This is a genomic window from Lysinibacillus sp. GW823-FHT06C08, from assembly GCF_058795135.1.
Map to the genome: position 1 here is coordinate 97,642 of NZ_JBXAHN010000004.1, position 16,158 is coordinate 113,799.

A 16,158-nucleotide genomic window follows, 5' to 3' on the forward strand; every position below is an offset into this window, starting at 1 on the left:
TTTCCTCCTTAGCTTACCGTTACTTGCTGCTGTAGCTTTAAATGAATAGGACTTAAAAGCTCAAAGGAGCGTTGCCGTTCAAATTCCTTTCGTACAGGCGTGTGCAAAATGAATTCATCTATTTGATATTGCACGTGAAAATGATCTAGTAGATCTTTAATTTCTTCTGGCGACCCATAAACAATATCCGCATCATATTGTTTGACCGTATATGCCTCTCCAGATTCCTGCCCAAATTTTTCTGCTAGCTCTACTGATTGTAAAGTCAATGTCCTACCGCTTGCTAAATGAACTTTTGTAATTTTTTGGTCTTCTATCAAGCCTTTTGCCTCTTTATTTGTCGGTGCTGCAACGGCTGCAATCGAGACAGCAAAGTGACCATTTGGATGATGTTCACGATAAATACTAGACGACTGTGCCAATAATTCATTGTCGCTATTAATAAATCGGGCAAAGACAAATGCAATACCAAGTCTCCCTGCAAGTTCTGCACTTTGCGGACTTGCCCCTAATAAGAATAGAGCCGGCTTTATTTTTGGAATGGGTGTTGCTTGCACGCCATGAAGATCATGATTCGTAGGTACATTTTGTTCAATTAATTGCTGTAAAAATGTTAGTCTCTCCTCAAAGTCCTCTCCTTGATTGAGCGTGCCATATTGTAAAGCTTTTGTAGAAAGCGGTAAACCACCTGGTGCCTTCCCAATGCCTAAATCAACACGCCCCGGCTCTAATGATGCAAGAACATGAAAGTTTTCAGCTACTTTGTATGGACTGTAATGCTGAAGCATGACTCCACCAGACCCAATGCGAATAGACGCGGTTTTTGCAAGTAAATAGGATACTAATACTTCTGGAGATGACCCTGCTAGTGCATCCGTATGATGATGCTCCGATACCCAAAAACGTGAGTAGCCTAACTGCTCCGCTTTCTGTGCCAATGCGACGGTTTTTTGTAAGGTTTGCTCATTTGTAGCTTCATCAATAATTGGACTTTGATCTAATATGCCTAATGTATAACTCATACACAGCCTCCTTAATTTCACTTATTCAAATAAATTTACTCGGTTTTTAGACAGACTGTTTGATGTATCGGCTTTCTTTAAATGGCAAACCTAAATTCCCACGCAATGTATCTGCTTCATAGTCTTCTCGATAAAGTCCTCTAGCTTGTAATATCGGTACTACTTTATCAACAAAATCTTCTAAGGCACCTGGTACCGTTACACCGATTATGAAGCCATCTGCGGCCTCCTGCTCAAACCATTCCTGTACAAGATCTGCCACCTGCTCTGCCGTTCCAAAAAATGCTGTTTTAGGAGTCGCCTCACGTAAAGCGACTTGACGTAATGTAAGTCCCTCCTGCTTAGCATAGCTTTTAATATAATCAGTCGTACTTCTAAAGCTATTGGCTCCAATATCACCTAGCTCAGGAAACAGTGCGTCCACATCATATTGTGTAAAATCATGATGATCAAAATAACGTCCAAGATAAGCCAAAGCACGGTCAATGGAAACTAATTCAACAATTTCCTGGTATTTTGCCTCTGCTTCCTCAACTGTATCGCCAATGATTGGGGAAATACCTGGAAAAATCTTTACCTCATCTGGATTTCGCTCAAATGCTGCAATCTCTGCTTTTACTCTTTTATAAAATTTTTGAGATTCTTCAATAGATGCTCCATGTGTAAAAATGGCATCTGCATCCTTGGCAGCCAACCGAATCCCGGCATCAGATGCACCAGCCTGGAATATAACTGGCTGACCTTGCTTTGTTCGTCCAATATTAAGTGGACCTTGGACTGAAAAATACTGCCCTTTATGATGTAGCGTGTGCAATTTTTCTGGATCAAAAAATTGGTCGTTTTCGGCATCTGCGATAAAGGCATCATCTTCCCATGAATCCCATAAACCTTTGACAACCTCTAAATATTCTTCAGCGATTTGATAGCGTTCTGCATGACTAGGATGTTGTTCAATCGTTTTATTGTAGTTCAAAGCAGTACTTTCTAAAGGAGTAGTGACAACATTCCAGCCTGCACGCCCTGCACTAATATGATCTAAAGAAGCAAACTGGCGTGCCACTGTGAATGGTTCGCTATAGGAAGTCGATACCGTTCCAACTAACCCAATATTGTTAGTTGCTACAGCCAATGCTGATAATATCGTAATAGGCTCAAAACGATTTAAAAAATGAGGAATCGATTTATCATTAATAAATAAGCCATCCGCAATAAAAGCAACATCAAATTTCCCTTCCTCTGCCTTTTGTGCCTGTTGAATATAAAAAGGTAGGTTGACACTTTGATTGCTCGCTACCTTGGGATGACGCCAACTTGAAATATTACCACCTACCCCGTGAATAATTGCTCCAAAACGAATTTTGTCTTGTCTAGCCATATCCATTCCTCCTCATTTTTATTTTTTACTAAACATAGTGGTTAAGTATGTTTTAGTGTTAAAAAAATATTTATTTACGATCACTCATAAATAAATTTGGATTGAGAATGATATTACAGTTCATTCAGACAATTTGCAATAGGTTCAGTAATAGAAAAAATTTAGCGTTTATATAAAAAATTTTATCACTCCACCATTTGTACCCTTTCAAAATCCTTCGCTGTATGACAGATTGTCTCCCAAAAAGCTGAAGTCAATGCATCTTTATTTTTATAAGTTAGGAAGATATGTTGATTCATATCCAGTAAATGCTTGATATCTACTTCAATAAATTCGCCGCTTTCAAGTTCATTTTTGACACAAAGCTGTGGTAAAAAGCTAATATAGTTTTTTGTGCGAATGAAAGCCTTAGCGACCTCTAAATGGTCGGTTCGAACCTCTATATTGGCTGCTACACCCTTTATGTCGAACATTTTATGCACATAATTCCAATCAAACGCTCCACACTCAAAAAACACCAGCTTCTGTTGTGCCAATTCTTTCGCTTCGATGCATTCATATTGTGGTAATGGGTGTTCACAATGCTTCACAAGCTTCACCGCATTATCTAATAATAACTCGTTGAATATCCCTTCTCTGTGCACATACTGAATAAAAGCTACATGAATTTGGTGACTCTCTAATTTCTCTAATAGAGTAGCTGTTGAACCTGTCACCAATTGAAAACGTAAATTAGGAAATTGTTCTTTCCATTTAGGCAACGCATACGCTAAAAAATATTGGGCTGTTACGCCATTTGCACCAATACATACATCATCTGTTTCCTGTGTCTTTTCCAATTGCTTCTTTCCTTGCTGAAATGTTTGTACGATTTGAGTCGCAAAAGGTAAGAAATCTTTGCCTTTATCTGATAAGGTTACACTTCGTCCCTCTCGATAAAATAACTCAACCCCTAGCTCCCGCTCCAATGATTTGATGCGTGCAGTCACAGTCGGTTGAGAAAGAAACAAGGCGCTGGCTGCCTTATGCGTACTCTTATAATGGACAACATATAAAAAAGCCTCGATATGATCTATATTCATGTGAATTCCATCCCTTCACTCCTTAGTTACTCTATTATATAAATAATTCTTTATATTCTCTATATTTTATAGGAAAACTTAGTTTTTAGTCCTATACCCCTCGATACAAAAGAAAAAAGTAACCCAGCGTCTCCCAGGTTACTTAACTATGTAGCGATGTAGCCATCCATCTTGACAACAAGCATCGCGCGTGGTGAACATCCCTCTGTCTGTCAGCCACTGTATGTTATTCACATAGGCACCCTCTGTTGCCCATGTAAACTCTATTTATTGTACTTCTCACCCCGAAAATAAAGGTCACATTTTACGCTAGAATCGATGCAAGAACTGCTTTCTGTGCATGAAGTCGGTTCTCAGCTTGCTCAAAAATATAAGAATTAGGGCCATCAATAACAGATGTTGCCACTTCTTCCTCACGATGTGCTGGCAAGCAGTGCAGAAACATGTAGTTCGGTTTTGCATACGCTACAAGCTCATCATTAATTTGGTAATCTGCAAAATCTTGCAAACGTTTTGCTGCTTCTTCCTCTTGCCCCATTGATGTCCAAACATCTGCATAAACAACATCTGCATTTAATACCGCTTCCACAGGGTCATGTGTCACCAGAATCGTGCTGCCATTTGCCGCGGCAATTGCTTGTGCTTTAGCGATAACTTCCGCATCACATTCATAGCCCGCTGGTGTCGCCACAGCTACATTCATCCCAACATGTGCTGAAGCAACTATTAAAGAATGTGCTACGTTGTTGCCATCTCCCACATAGGCAATTTTAAGCCCCTTTAAAAAACCTTTGTTCTCTGCAATTGTTTCTAAATCCGCTAAAGCTTGGCATGGATGATAAATATCTGTTAATCCATTGATAACAGGAATAGTTGCATGCTCTGCTAGTTCCCTCACCATTGCATGGGAATTTGCTCGGATCATAATGCCATCCAAATAGCCTGATAAGACATGTGCTGTATCGTAAATGGATTCACCACGACCTATTTGTAAATCGCGCGCATGCATAAACATACTTTTTCCACCTAGCTGATTCATACCGACTTCAAATGAAATACGAGTACGCGTTGAATGTTTTTCAAAAATCATACCAAGTGTTTTGCCTTCTAATAATCTTGGGCATTTCCCCTCTTTGGTAATCATTTTAAGCTGTGTTGCTAATTCAATAAGTTCTGCAACTTCTTGACTTGTATAGTCTAGCAAAGTTAATAGGTCTTTTCCTTTTAAACTAGAAACTAACTTTAGCTGTACTTCTTCGAGTAATTTCATGGCCTTCGCTCCTTGTATCATTGCTGTTGAAATCAGTATAACATGCATAAATATAAAATCAAATGAATTTTTATAATTTTATTAAGGAAATATTAAATGTGACAAAAATTCGTCAATTTGAATATTTATTCATATCAACCATTTTTACGATTGAATTCTTTGTAGAAATTCACTGAAAGAAAGGGGTTAAGAATAAAGAAAGAAAAGGGAGAGCAGTTATTGAAAGAATTTGAAAGCGTTAAAAACCTCCTAACAATAATTTGTTAGGAGGTAAAATTTCTTTATACATGTCATTACCTTTATATATTGCTACTTACTCGATACTACCTGTTGGGTATAATGTAGTTCCTCCAATGGAGACTTTGATTTCATTAGACATTGGAACATTATATTCATCAATAACCGTTCTCCACCATTCCCATGCAAGACCTGTACATTCTCTTGCATAAATTCTTATATTTTTTGAATTAGCCGGAAGCGGTATGACTGTAGAGAAATGAGCGGTTTTGTCCTTCCAATTGCCATCCCAAGTTTTATGGGTTAATACTTCATTTCCATTTTCATCATATGAGAATTCGTCCCAAGCTACTTCAAATTGAGCAACGTATGCACCATAATGATCGAGGATGATCTTTCCTTTAGAATATTCCGTAGCTGTCGTCTCGATATAATCTGTATTATTATGAACAGCAGCAATTGAATGATCCTTTAAGAAAACACTTGTATATGAGATTGGATAGCCTGGATTTTTAAGACTAAATTCTCCATTATCTTTAATTACTTCTCTAATATCATTAAAGTCCTTTGAGACAATTTGATTATGCTTTTGTGAATCTCCGCCTAATACTACAGCCGTAAAGGAACTTTCCTCAAAAATATCCTTGTATTGTGCACTAGTTTCTACATTCGTATTAGCATTCTTCAGTAATGCTTTAAAAGCAGCTTGTACATCCTTACTCTTTGAGCTTGTTTCTAATTTCACATAAATGGTTCTCCCATAGGCTACATTCGACACCATAACAGGAGGGGCATCATTGTTTACTCCTTTACGAGTTAACTCTGCAAAATTAACGCTATCATCGAAAAGGTCTGATGGATTGTTAGGCAATTCAGCACTTACGGTATAAAAAATCTGTTTGTATGCCGCAACCATCACTTTTTTCTCTCCATTCGCAATCGCATTAAAGTCAATCCCCAGCGAATTGTCGAGAACTTGAGCGTTTACATTCAAAGCGCTTGCTATTTGAGATTTGCTATAAACCATAGATTCTGAATATTGTAGTCTTGCAGGCAAAGTATGTGTTGTGGAATACTTCTCACTCCAAGTAGACACTAACTCATCCACTGCACCAGATACATTTCCATATGTCGGATTATCCACAGTCAAAGTATTTTCCCTTTTCATACCAGGTAAATCAATGCTAATATTTAATGGTTTTCTTTTAGCCACCAATAAGCTAGGTTGATTGTCTACAAAAGCTTGGTTGGCAAGTTGTAATGCTCCTGGATATGTTCGATTCGCCATAGAATCAATAATTGATATATCCACTGGTGAGGTTGTCAGTGATTTCTTGTTACGCTCCACCACTATAAATTTATCATTTGAGCTAACTCCTTCTTTAGGAACAAAGCTATCAACCCTGTCACCATTCACTGCTAATATTTCCCTGTTGTTGTAATTCAAGTTTGCTATACCCGTATCAATATCACTAGAACTATTAGTATCAAGTGTTTCAGCTAATGAAATACTTGGATAAGTTAGAAGGCATAAACTAATAGATAAACATAGTAAAAACTTGATTGTTTTTCGAATTCCCAAATAAATCCACTCCTTTTATAGGAAATTATACCATATAAAAATAATTTTTAAATATAGTATTTTCGTTTCATTTTCATCGTGCTCATAACATGTACTTATGATTAATATTCATAACTATTATGTTAAATCGTTGCGATTCCTTTTTTAATAAAAAAAGCCTCCTAACATTTTAGTTAGAAGGCAAACCGCATGTAATTCTATTTAGTTTTTTTCCATTCAATTAATCGAATGTAATTTTATTGACTGCATCTCGATCTAATTTTTTAATGACTTCCACCATTAATTTTACGGCATTATCATAATCATCACGATGTAGGATACCTGCATGTGAATGAATGTAGCGTGTCGCAATACCGATGGATAATGCTGGTACGCCATTTGCTGTTACGTGGATAGAGCCAGCATCTGTACCACCGCCAGCCATTGCTTCAAACTGGTATGGAATATTGTTCTCGTCCGCTACGTCTAATACGAATTCACGTAAGCCACGGTGTGATACCATAGATGCATCATACACAACGATTTGAGGGCCTGCACCCATTTTACTAGTTGATTCTTTAGCTGTTACTCCTGGAGTATCTCCCGCTACACCTACATCAACTGCAAATCCAATATCCGGTTGGATTTTATGTGTTGCCGTTTTAGCTCCACGAAGTCCAACTTCTTCTTGCACATTTCCTACTGAATAAAGAATATTAGGATGTTTTTCATTTTGTAAAGCTTTCATTACATCAATAGCAATGGCACAACCAATGCGATTATCCCAAGCTTTTGCTAATAGATATTTTTCATTTTTCATCACATTAAATTCGAAATATGGTGTTACCATATCGCCAGGACGTACGCCCCACTCAAGCACTTCATCTTTAGAAGCGGCACCAATATCAATAAACATATCTTTAATGTCTACTACTTTATTGCGCACATCAGCAGGTAAAATATGAGGTGGTTTTGAACCGATAACCCCAATTACTTCATCGCCTTTACGTGTCGTAATTGTAACGCGCTGTGCTAGCATAACTTGGCTCCACCAGCCACCAACTGTTTGGAATTTGATAAAGCCTTTGTCATCAATTTGTGTAACCATAAAGCCTACTTCATCTAAATGTCCTGCCACGACGATTTTAGGACCGTTTTCATCGCCTACTTTTTTAGCAATTACACTACCTAAGTTATCTGTTTCTACAGTATCTGCATATGGTGCAATATATTTTTTCATGACCTCACGTGGTGCACGTTCATTGCCTGCAATACCATTTGCATCTGTTAAATCTTTAAACATTTGTAATGTTGGATCTAGTTGTGTCATCCTTTTGCCTCCTACGTCTTGTATCTATTTTATTATACTTCGTTTACCGAAATATTCCTAGCTTAATCGTCTGAAAATTGGTGTATTTCTTAATTATTTAATATCCTGTCCGTTGACGATTATAATTTTCCTCGTTTTTTTCAATATACGCACGAACTACATCTTCGAAGGTAAAACCAAGATTGTACGCAAGTAAACCATAGCATTGCCAAATTGCTAGATATCGATCCTTTGTCGGTTGTTGGATAAATGCTAAAATAGCACCTTGTGTCTCTAAAAATGTTGCTGTTAAATGTCTCTGTTCTTCTATCACTGGCCACTTTTCGATTGTTGTATAGTTCTTTAATAAGCCTAAGGAAAGGATAAAATGAATAGAATCCACATATTCTTCTAAAATGACTTCTCGTGCTGATGGCCCTTTTGTGCTCCAAAATTTAAAGCAGCGCGTTTCATTGGCTAGCTCAGCTAGCTCTACCATTAATGCTAGTCCTTTTTCTTGAAATACATCTTGCTGAATATTTTGAGTTTGCTCAATAAAATCATCCAGCTCTTTTTGCATCATAAACAATTGTTGTATATTCATTTTTTTCTCCTAAATTTCTAAAAAATATTTAAATAAAAGTGAAACTATTTGACCTCCCTAATCGTATAGGAAAGAATAACCTTTCTTCAAGGGGGAAATTTAAACATGTTGCCGTTACTTATTCGACTTGCTGTAATTGCGCTTATTATTTATGTATTTTATAAAGCGATTCGTTATATAACTGATCCTAAACGCAAACTTGATGAAGCCTATGAAAAAGGCCAATATTACTTTTATGATGACGTTAAAAACGTCCGGAAAAATTTCTTTATTTCCTATAAGGGTGCTCTTTTTGAAGGCGAAAAATACTTAGGCACCACTGAGGATGCCTTCGAGGTTGTCACTATTTTTGTTGGTGCACGTGATACTGCAACATTGCAGGGCTTTACAAAAGGCGACTTTGAATATTTACAGCAAGAAATTCTATTGAATTATCCAAGTGCGAAAATCAATTGGAAGCAGCCCATTGAACAGCTTATGCGTAACACATCCTCTTGATGAGGATGTGTTTTAAAATGTTTTCATTTATATCCAAAGCTGTACGATAATAAATATTTGGATGGCTGCAAGTAGAGGAAATCCAAATGCAAAACTATTATGGCGTGTTTTATGACGGAATAAATACATGCCAAGCACTCCGCCTACTGCCCCTCCTACGATGGCTAGTGTAAACAAAGTACGCTCTGCAATACGCCATTCATGCTTTTTAGCACGTGATTTGTCCATACCCATTAAAATGAGTAACACCATCGATATAATACTCATATAAGCTAATAATGCTTGTCCCATTCTCTACTCCTTTATTAACAAACGTATATTATTAATCTAACACAAAAAAGACTGATGGAAAAATCCATCAGCCTTTTTTACACCTGTCGCATCCGCTTTCGGTGGAGAAATAATATTTAACTGGGTCAAATATTATTTAGCTACAGCTTTTTTAGCAGCGTCTGCTAATTGAGTGAATGCAGCAGCATCAGTTACCGCAAGGTCAGCTAACATTTTACGGTTAACTTCGATACCAGCAACTTTTAAACCGTGCATTAAACGGCTGTAAGAAAGACCGTTCATACGAGCAGCTGCGTTAATACGAGTGATCCATAATTTACGGAAATCACGTTTTTTCTGACGACGGTCACGGTATGCATATTGACCTGACTTCATTACTGCTTGGTTGGCAACTTTATATAATGTATGTTTTGAACCATAGTAACCTTTAGCTAATTTTAATACTTTTTTACGACGTTTGCGCGTCACTGTTCCGCCTTTTACGCGTGGCATATGAATTACCTCCTGCTTTTCATTAAAAAATGAATGTTAGTATTTTTGTAGTCAATTATTTCATGTAAACAAGTAAAGATTTGATGCGTTTGAAGTCACCAGATGAAACGATGTTTGCTTTACGTAGGTGACGTTTTTGTTTCGTAGATTTGTTAGCGAATAAGTGGCTTCCATAAGCACGGTCATATTTTAATTTACCTGAACCCGTTTTTTTGAAACGTTTCGCAGCTCCACGGTGAGTTTTCATTTTTGGCATGTCGAATTCCTCCTAAACTGTTCGTCTAATATTATTTCTCGTTCTTTGGTTGAAGAACTAAGAACATGCTTCGGCCTTCCATCTTCGGTTTTTGTTCTACCGTTGATACTTCAGCACAAGCTTCAGCAAAACGATCTAACACACGTTGACCAATATCTTTGTGTGTAATCGCACGACCTTTGAAACGTAGGCTACATTTTACTTTATCGCCTTTTTCAAGGAATTTAATCGCATTACGTAACTTCGTTTGGAAATCATGTTCATCGATTGATGGGCTCAGACGAACCTCTTTCATTACGATGACCTTTTGATTTTTACGAATTTCACGGTCTTTCTTTTGCTGTTCAAACTTAAATTTACCATAGTCCATGATACGAGCGACTGGCGGCTTGGCTTGAGGGGCCACAAGGACAAGATCCAAGTTTACACGAGTGGCGATTTCTAGCGCTTCATTACGTGTCTTTACACCAAGCTGGTCACCATTGTGATCGATTAATCGAAGTTCACGTGCGCGAATGCCTTCGTTTACATACATGTCTTTGCTAATAGTAATCCACCTCCAAGTAGTTGTCGCGAATACATGGTTTGGGCAAAGCCTTGCCCGGTTGAACGGTACATCCTCTTGTCATGTCCATAAAAAAAGGACGGACATTTTTGAAGATGTCCGCCCGCTATATGTGCATGCGCAAGTCTACGCAAAACAATTCAACGTGTCATACCTGTTCACAGCCTTTAAAGCGTTGTATCAGGTGAGAAGCGGGCAGCCTCTACTTCAACCACAAACTTTGTATTCATTAACCTTAATTATATTAGCATGTATATGATAAGCTGTCAAACACTAATTTTCTTATCATACCTAGATTGACCTAATCTTAAATAATTTATACAACAGCAAGATTCATTTTATACAAAAAACCTCACTTATGCAAGTGAGATTTTTTATGAAAGATTATTTTGTAATTTCCGCTTTTATAGCTGCTAGGAAATTCTCAAAGCTAATTGTTTCGGAATCTTTAGAGCCATAACGGCGAACATTTACACCATTAGCTTCAACTTCTTTATCACCAATGACAAGCATATACGGAATCTTTTTCATTTGTGCTTCACGGATTTTATAGCCTAATTTTTCTTCACGATCATCCATTTCCACACGTAAGCCCGCTGCTGTTAATTGCTCTTCAATTTGTTTTGCATAATCGAAGTGAGCTTCATTCGATACTGGAATGACTTCTACTTGCACTGGAGCTAACCAAGTTGGGAATGCACCTTTATATTCTTCAATTAAGAATGCAACGAAACGTTCCATTGTTGAGACAACGCCGCGGTGAATTACGACTGGACGATGTGGTTTGCCATCTTCTCCAACGTAACTTAAATCGAAACGTTCTGGTAATAAGAAGTCTAGCTGAACAGTTGATAAAGTTTCTTCTTTACCAATCGCTGTTTTTACTTGCACATCCAGTTTAGGGCCATAGAATGCTGCTTCACCTTCTGCCTCGAAGTAATCTAAGCCAAGCTCATCCATTGCTTCTTTTAACATGCTTTGTGCTTTTTCCCACATAGCATCATCATTGAAGTATTTTTCAGTATCTGCAGGGTCGCGATACGATAAACGGAATGAATAATCATTTAAATCGAAATCTTTATACACCTCTAAGATTAACTGCACTACTTTTTGGAACTCTGCTTTAATTTGGTCTGGGCGAACAAAGATATGTGCATCGTTTAAAGTCATTCCACGTACACGCTGTAGGCCAGAAACTGCTCCTGACATTTCATAGCGGTGCATTGTACCAAGCTCTGCAATACGTAATGGTAAACTACGGTAAGAATGCATGCTATTTTTGTAAACCATCATATGGTGAGGACAGTTCATTGGACGCATGATTAATGTCTCGTTGTCCATTTCCATTGGTGGGAAAATAGAATCTTGGTAATGATCCCAGTGACCTGAAGTTTGATAAAGCTCTTTTGAACCTAATACAGGTGTATAAACATGCTTATATCCAAGAGATAATTCTTTATCGACGATATAACGCTCAATAACACGACGAATTGTTGCACCATTTGGTAACCAAAGTGGTAAACCTTGGCCCACCTTTTGAGAAGTTGTAAATAGCTCTAATTCCTTCCCGATTTTACGGTGATCACGTTCTTTTGCTTCTTCTAGCATTTGTAGGTGATGTTTTAATTCTTCTTTTTTGAAGAACGCCGTACCATAAATACGTTGTAGCATTTTGTTATCAGAGTTTCCTCTCCAATAGGCACCTGCTAATGATAACAGCTTGAATTCGCGAAGTTTACCAGTAGATGGTACGTGAATACCACGGCAAAGATCGAAAAATTCCCCTTGATAATAAATGGACACTTGCTCATCTGCAGGGATTGCTTCTAGTAATTCTAGTTTATATTCATCGCCAATTTCTTCATACATCGCTTGTGCTTCCGCACGACTTACATTTTTACGTTCTACCTCTAGATTTTCAGCAATAATTTTTTTCATTTCCTTTTCAATTGCTGGTAGATCTTCGGCAGTGATTGGTGTAGGAGAATCAATATCGTAGTAGAACCCACCATCGATAACAGGTCCAATACCAAGCTTTACATCAGGGAATAAACGTTTAATTGCCTGTGCAGTTAAGTGGGCTGTTGAGTGACGTAAAATTTCAAGTGCTTCTGCATCATCTTGTGTGATAATGGCAATGGCAGCATCTTCTTCGATTGGTGTTTTTAAATCTACTAATACACCATTAATTTTACCTGCGTAAGCTTTTTTTCGTAAGCCAGGGCTGATTGATAAGGCTACGTCATCTGTTGATGTACCTTTTACAAATTCCTTTACAGCACCATCTGGGAAAGTTAATTTAATCATTTCTGACATATTCGTTACACTCCTTTGTTATGGTTGAATACATAATGATTGATGAAATGTTGACTAATGAATCAAGTGATACGGCTGCTTATATGAGCGCTCTTCAACTCGAATTGAGCGAGATCTCTCCACAAAATAAAAAAAAGCCCCGTCCCTCAGGAAAGGGACGAAGCGTATGCTCGTGGTTCCACCCTTCTTCCTTCCGACTTATCAAGTCAGACGAAGCTCAAGGCTAGCTAACGGGCTAGGGACCGGCGAAAGATTATCCCTTTCGCTGCTCAGTAGGTAGTAAATGATGCGTTCATACTAGGAAGCTTTCAGCCGTTGACTTCCCTCTCTAGAAGCTGATACACAAAATTCATGTCCTCATCAATGCATATTGATATTTAGTATATGAGTCAGTATACGCTCGATTGTCGAAAAATGCAACTACCAATGTTACATCCTACGGTTATTGCCACGCATTTCAATTGGCTCTGTTAAGGCTTTAATACGCTCCATTATACGGCCCGCCTTGACAACCTCAATATCACCTTTTTGCGATTGGGCTAAATGGTGCTCTAATTCTCCATAATTAAAATTAGATGTAATAAACGTTGGCAATTGTTCAGCCATTCGATAATGGAAAATAGTCCCTAAAATTTCATCCCTTGTCCATGCGGTCATTGTTTCTGCCCCTAAATCATCGAGCATTAAAACAGGAGCCTTTTTAATATAGTCTATTTTTTCATTCAATGTATTATCGCCAATAGCATTTTTCATTTCCCGTAAAAATTCTGGCACGAAGACAACAACTGAACGTATTTTAATAGACGCTAATTCATTGGCAAGTGCACCAAGTACAAAAGACTTCCCTACGCCGAATTTACCGTATAAGTAAAAACCTTTTGATGGTAAATGACCTGATTCTTTTGTCGCTTTAACAAATTGCGCTGCTTTTTGGGCAATCATCACTCGAGACTCATCATCAATACTTAAATCGTGAATCGTTGCTTGAAGCACATCTTTGGGCATATGCATACTAGCAATCATATTCGCGACATCCCGACGCTCTTCTTCTCTAATTTTTTGCTCACAGCGTACATAATCAATTTCAACTGTATTCCGAACTACCCTTAAAGTAGGAAGGAAGCCTTTTAAATAGTTTGTACAATGTTCTGTGTTATCACAACCACAGCATTCCGTAGATTGACTAATAAATTCATGAAGTTTAGGTAAATTTCGTTCAATATTATCATAGCTTAATTCATCTGCATGATGTGCTAGAAATTCTTGTACGCGCGGATTTTCTAAAATTTCACGTCGCATGGCTTCATAGCGTTCTTGAAACGAGGGTACATTAATAGCTCGTTTTAATGGTCCATTTATAGGTTCGATTGTTGCTCACCTTCTTTACTATTCACTTTTCCCTAGCATCTCTAATATTTTTTGACGTTCTTTTTCAAAATCTATCGTGCTAGAAGTACTTTCCTCTTGTTTCTCATCACGTTTATAAAACCACTCGGGGACTTTTTCTTCTCGTTGATGTCCTGAACGTCCCTTAGTTCGCTGGCTCGTTTTAGTGGTTGTTTGTGGTTTGTTTTTCCAAGTTGTATATTTATCATGCTCTTGGCGTGCAAGTTCCATTGCTTCTTTAGCAGTTTGGATATTTTTACGAACCCAATGATCCGCAATTGTTTCCACATATTTTTTAGGTAACTTCATATCCGTTGTTAACATAACATACTCAAGTAACGCATTGACTACCCCAATCGGCATGCCGTGCTGCACAATTAAACTTTCTGCAAGTTGTACAGAGGTTTGCAAAGGTTCTTTCCCATTATTAATGTCACGCAACACTTGAATAGGAGCCGTAGTCTCTAAATAGTGTTGTAGCTCCTGATCCTTTGATTTTTGTCCAGTTTCTTCTACTGGCAACGGCTCGCTAACTCTCGCTATTTTTGGTGGCTCTTTTGACATCGTTAACTTATAGAAATCAGCAGCTGCCTTGCGTAAGCGCTCTTGTGAAATCCCTAAATCATCGTCCAAAGCAAGAATCACTACTTTTTGCATATCAAGCGCTGTTAAACGATATAAAAATGCCAGCTTAGCAATAGCCTCACGAACTTCTAATGTCAGTAAATTGGATGGCACCAATTGCTCAGATAAACCTGCTTGCAACAGATCGAAGTCAAATTGCTCCAAATAAAAAGGATACACCCTTTGTTGTTTATCCTTACGATTCGTATCCACTTGTAAATCTGATGGAATATTGGAATGAACGGGCTTATAGACATCTATAAAGGCACGAGATACATCTTTAAAATCCGCGTCCCTCACAGGGTATATAAAACGTTGACGTAAATTACGATATGCCTGCTCTCCAATTTTGCTAAATAAAAACATCGACAACAACGGGTCTTTCATAAAGCTTTCCGCATCTAATGGGCGCTGTAGCTCATATAAAAAACTTCGCTCACCAGCATTTTCTTTTTTCCATGTACGTAGTAAACCAATCGCTTCAAGGGCTATACGTGCCTCAAACACTTTACCAATAGGCAGACCGAGCACATTCATTAAATAATAATGTGTCATTTGCGTCTTTGGTATCTGTTCTGCTTCTGCCCATAAAGTTAAATAAAGGCTAATAGGGTCTGAGCCCGTTAACGGTTGATAGAATAATGTTACTAATTGACGCTCTTGAGTAGAAAATGCATGAGGTAGACGAATGTCAAAAGGATCGCCAGGCTGCAATTCCTTAAATAAATGAATCAACGTCATTCATCCTCTCTATTTTCTATGATTTCTGCTCCGTTTGACGTTGAATAATATCTTTAATCTCCTCAATAAAGACATTGATATCCTTAAACTGTCGGTAGACCGATGCAAAACGGACATAAGCCACCTCATCAATTTTGGCTAAGCGATCCATTACCAATTCACCGACATCTTCTGAGCGTACTTCTGAATTTCCAATACGACGAAGATCTTTTTCAATCGATAGGACAAGTTGCTCCAGTATATCAAGCGCAACTGGGCGTTTCTCACAGGCACGAATAAGTCCACGAAGTACCTTTTCACGGCTAAATTCCTCTCGTGAACCTTCTTTTTTCACTACAACTAATGGGGTCTCTTCAATTTTTTCAAACGTTGTAAAACGGAAGCCACATGACTCACATTCACGACGTCTACGAATTTCTTTATTATCATCTACTGGCCTCGAATCCACAACACGCGTTCCGTTAAATTGGCAAGATGGACATCTCATATAATTACTCTCCTGGTTTACAACAATTTAATATTTCTATTA

General features: G+C 37.9%; 16 protein-coding genes. 1 reads left to right on the forward strand and 15 read right to left on the reverse strand.

Translation table 11 applies throughout. From position 1 onward, the window contains the following. Positions 1-8: 8 nt before the first annotated feature. The 7 genes from AC1Q6O_RS12165 to AC1Q6O_RS12195 all read right to left on the reverse strand — a co-directional run bounded on the left by AC1Q6O_RS12165 (position 9) and on the right by AC1Q6O_RS12195 (position 8,460). The gene (locus AC1Q6O_RS12165; RefSeq protein ID WP_090002318.1) at positions 9-1,022 is read right to left on the reverse strand and encodes an LLM class flavin-dependent oxidoreductase; all 1,014 of its coding nucleotides are present in this window, start codon (positions 1,020-1,022) and stop codon (positions 9-11) included. A 46-nt stretch (positions 1,023-1,068) separates the two neighbouring features. Next, positions 1,069-2,397, reverse strand: a complete 1,329-nt coding sequence (locus AC1Q6O_RS12170; RefSeq protein ID WP_043990573.1) for an LLM class flavin-dependent oxidoreductase — start codon at positions 2,395-2,397, stop codon at positions 1,069-1,071. Positions 2,398-2,582: 185 nt separating this feature from the next. Then, entirely contained in the window at positions 2,583-3,479 is an 897-nt protein-coding gene (locus tag AC1Q6O_RS12175) for a LysR family transcriptional regulator (protein ID WP_008179249.1), read from the reverse strand. Between the two features lie 304 nt (positions 3,480-3,783). Beyond that, on the reverse strand, positions 3,784-4,749 hold the full coding sequence (gene argF / locus AC1Q6O_RS12180) for an ornithine carbamoyltransferase (protein WP_043990574.1): 966 nt from the start codon (positions 4,747-4,749) through the stop codon (positions 3,784-3,786). Between the two features lie 313 nt (positions 4,750-5,062). Beyond that, on the reverse strand, positions 5,063-6,574 hold the full coding sequence (locus tag AC1Q6O_RS12185; protein ID WP_089985715.1) for a thiol-activated cytolysin family protein: 1,512 nt from the start codon (positions 6,572-6,574) through the stop codon (positions 5,063-5,065). Between the two features lie 214 nt (positions 6,575-6,788). Continuing rightward, complete coding sequence (locus AC1Q6O_RS12190) at positions 6,789-7,877, reverse strand: M42 family metallopeptidase (protein WP_008179256.1); 1,089 nt, start codon at positions 7,875-7,877, stop codon at positions 6,789-6,791. Positions 7,878-7,974: 97 nt separating this feature from the next. Next, positions 7,975-8,460: a dUTP diphosphatase gene (locus AC1Q6O_RS12195; RefSeq protein ID WP_090002320.1), complete on the reverse strand. Its 486-nt coding sequence runs from the start codon at positions 8,458-8,460 to the stop codon at positions 7,975-7,977. A gap of 105 nt (positions 8,461-8,565) precedes the next feature. On the opposite strand from AC1Q6O_RS12195, the gene AC1Q6O_RS12200 reads away from it, so the two are divergent. After that, the gene (locus tag AC1Q6O_RS12200; RefSeq protein ID WP_008179260.1) at positions 8,566-8,958 is read left to right on the forward strand and encodes a hypothetical protein; all 393 of its coding nucleotides are present in this window, start codon (positions 8,566-8,568) and stop codon (positions 8,956-8,958) included. 27 nt (positions 8,959-8,985) lie between these two features. On the opposite strand, the gene AC1Q6O_RS12205 is transcribed toward AC1Q6O_RS12200, so the two are convergent. The 8 genes from AC1Q6O_RS12205 to nrdR all read right to left on the reverse strand — a co-directional run bounded on the left by AC1Q6O_RS12205 (position 8,986) and on the right by nrdR (position 16,116). After that, a complete protein-coding gene (locus tag AC1Q6O_RS12205; protein WP_008179262.1) occupies positions 8,986-9,249 on the reverse strand; it encodes a DUF1294 domain-containing protein in 264 nt (87 codons plus the stop codon). 132 nt (positions 9,250-9,381) lie between these two features. After that, the gene (gene rplT / locus AC1Q6O_RS12210) at positions 9,382-9,741 is read right to left on the reverse strand and encodes a 50S ribosomal protein L20 (RefSeq protein ID WP_004226314.1); all 360 of its coding nucleotides are present in this window, start codon (positions 9,739-9,741) and stop codon (positions 9,382-9,384) included. A gap of 55 nt (positions 9,742-9,796) precedes the next feature. Then, positions 9,797-9,997 (reverse strand): 50S ribosomal protein L35, encoded by a 201-nt coding sequence (rpmI, locus tag AC1Q6O_RS12215; RefSeq protein ID WP_004226312.1) that lies wholly within the window; start codon positions 9,995-9,997, stop codon positions 9,797-9,799. Positions 9,998-10,028: 31 nt separating this feature from the next. Further along, on the reverse strand, positions 10,029-10,532 hold the full coding sequence (infC, locus tag AC1Q6O_RS12220) for a translation initiation factor IF-3 (protein WP_025114499.1): 504 nt from the start codon (positions 10,530-10,532) through the stop codon (positions 10,029-10,031). 414 nt (positions 10,533-10,946) lie between these two features. After that, positions 10,947-12,878 (reverse strand): threonine--tRNA ligase, encoded by a 1,932-nt coding sequence (gene thrS, locus AC1Q6O_RS12225; RefSeq protein WP_036119505.1) that lies wholly within the window; start codon positions 12,876-12,878, stop codon positions 10,947-10,949. 429 nt (positions 12,879-13,307) lie between these two features. Next, positions 13,308-14,237, reverse strand: coding sequence for a primosomal protein DnaI (gene dnaI / locus AC1Q6O_RS12230; protein ID WP_492401433.1), 930 nt, complete (start codon positions 14,235-14,237; stop codon positions 13,308-13,310). Between the two features lie 27 nt (positions 14,238-14,264). Next, positions 14,265-15,629: a replication initiation and membrane attachment family protein gene (locus tag AC1Q6O_RS12235; RefSeq protein WP_492401360.1), complete on the reverse strand. Its 1,365-nt coding sequence runs from the start codon at positions 15,627-15,629 to the stop codon at positions 14,265-14,267. A gap of 16 nt (positions 15,630-15,645) precedes the next feature. Further along, the gene (gene nrdR / locus AC1Q6O_RS12240) at positions 15,646-16,116 is read right to left on the reverse strand and encodes a transcriptional regulator NrdR (RefSeq protein ID WP_008176873.1); all 471 of its coding nucleotides are present in this window, start codon (positions 16,114-16,116) and stop codon (positions 15,646-15,648) included. Between the last annotated feature and the right edge of the window lie 42 nt (positions 16,117-16,158).

Excerpts from the sequence above, each read along its gene's own strand:
- AC1Q6O_RS12195 (WP_090002320.1), bottom strand. The coding sequence starts at position 8,460 with ATGAATATACAACAATTGTTTATGATGCAAAAAGAGCTGGATGATTTT.
- AC1Q6O_RS12165 (WP_090002318.1), bottom strand. The coding sequence starts at position 1,022 with ATGAGTTATACATTAGGCATATTAGATCAAAGTCCAATTATTGATGAA.
- nrdR (WP_008176873.1), bottom strand. The coding sequence starts at position 16,116 with ATGAGATGTCCATCTTGCCAATTTAACGGAACGCGTGTTGTGGATTCG.
- thrS (WP_036119505.1), bottom strand. The coding sequence starts at position 12,878 with ATGTCAGAAATGATTAAATTAACTTTCCCAGATGGTGCTGTAAAGGAA.
- AC1Q6O_RS12190 (WP_008179256.1), bottom strand. The coding sequence starts at position 7,877 with ATGACACAACTAGATCCAACATTACAAATGTTTAAAGATTTAACAGAT.
- rpmI (WP_004226312.1), bottom strand. The coding sequence starts at position 9,997 with ATGCCAAAAATGAAAACTCACCGTGGAGCTGCGAAACGTTTCAAAAAA.
- AC1Q6O_RS12235 (WP_492401360.1), bottom strand. The coding sequence starts at position 15,629 with ATGACGTTGATTCATTTATTTAAGGAATTGCAGCCTGGCGATCCTTTT.
- AC1Q6O_RS12205 (WP_008179262.1), bottom strand. The coding sequence starts at position 9,249 with ATGGGACAAGCATTATTAGCTTATATGAGTATTATATCGATGGTGTTA.
- infC (WP_025114499.1), bottom strand. The coding sequence starts at position 10,532 with ATGTATGTAAACGAAGGCATTCGCGCACGTGAACTTCGATTAATCGAT.
- AC1Q6O_RS12175 (WP_008179249.1), bottom strand. The coding sequence starts at position 3,479 with ATGAATATAGATCATATCGAGGCTTTTTTATATGTTGTCCATTATAAG.
- argF (WP_043990574.1), bottom strand. The coding sequence starts at position 4,749 with ATGAAATTACTCGAAGAAGTACAGCTAAAGTTAGTTTCTAGTTTAAAA.
- AC1Q6O_RS12170 (WP_043990573.1), bottom strand. The coding sequence starts at position 2,397 with ATGGCTAGACAAGACAAAATTCGTTTTGGAGCAATTATTCACGGGGTA.
- AC1Q6O_RS12200 (WP_008179260.1), top strand. The coding sequence starts at position 8,566 with ATGTTGCCGTTACTTATTCGACTTGCTGTAATTGCGCTTATTATTTAT.
- rplT (WP_004226314.1), bottom strand. The coding sequence starts at position 9,741 with ATGCCACGCGTAAAAGGCGGAACAGTGACGCGCAAACGTCGTAAAAAA.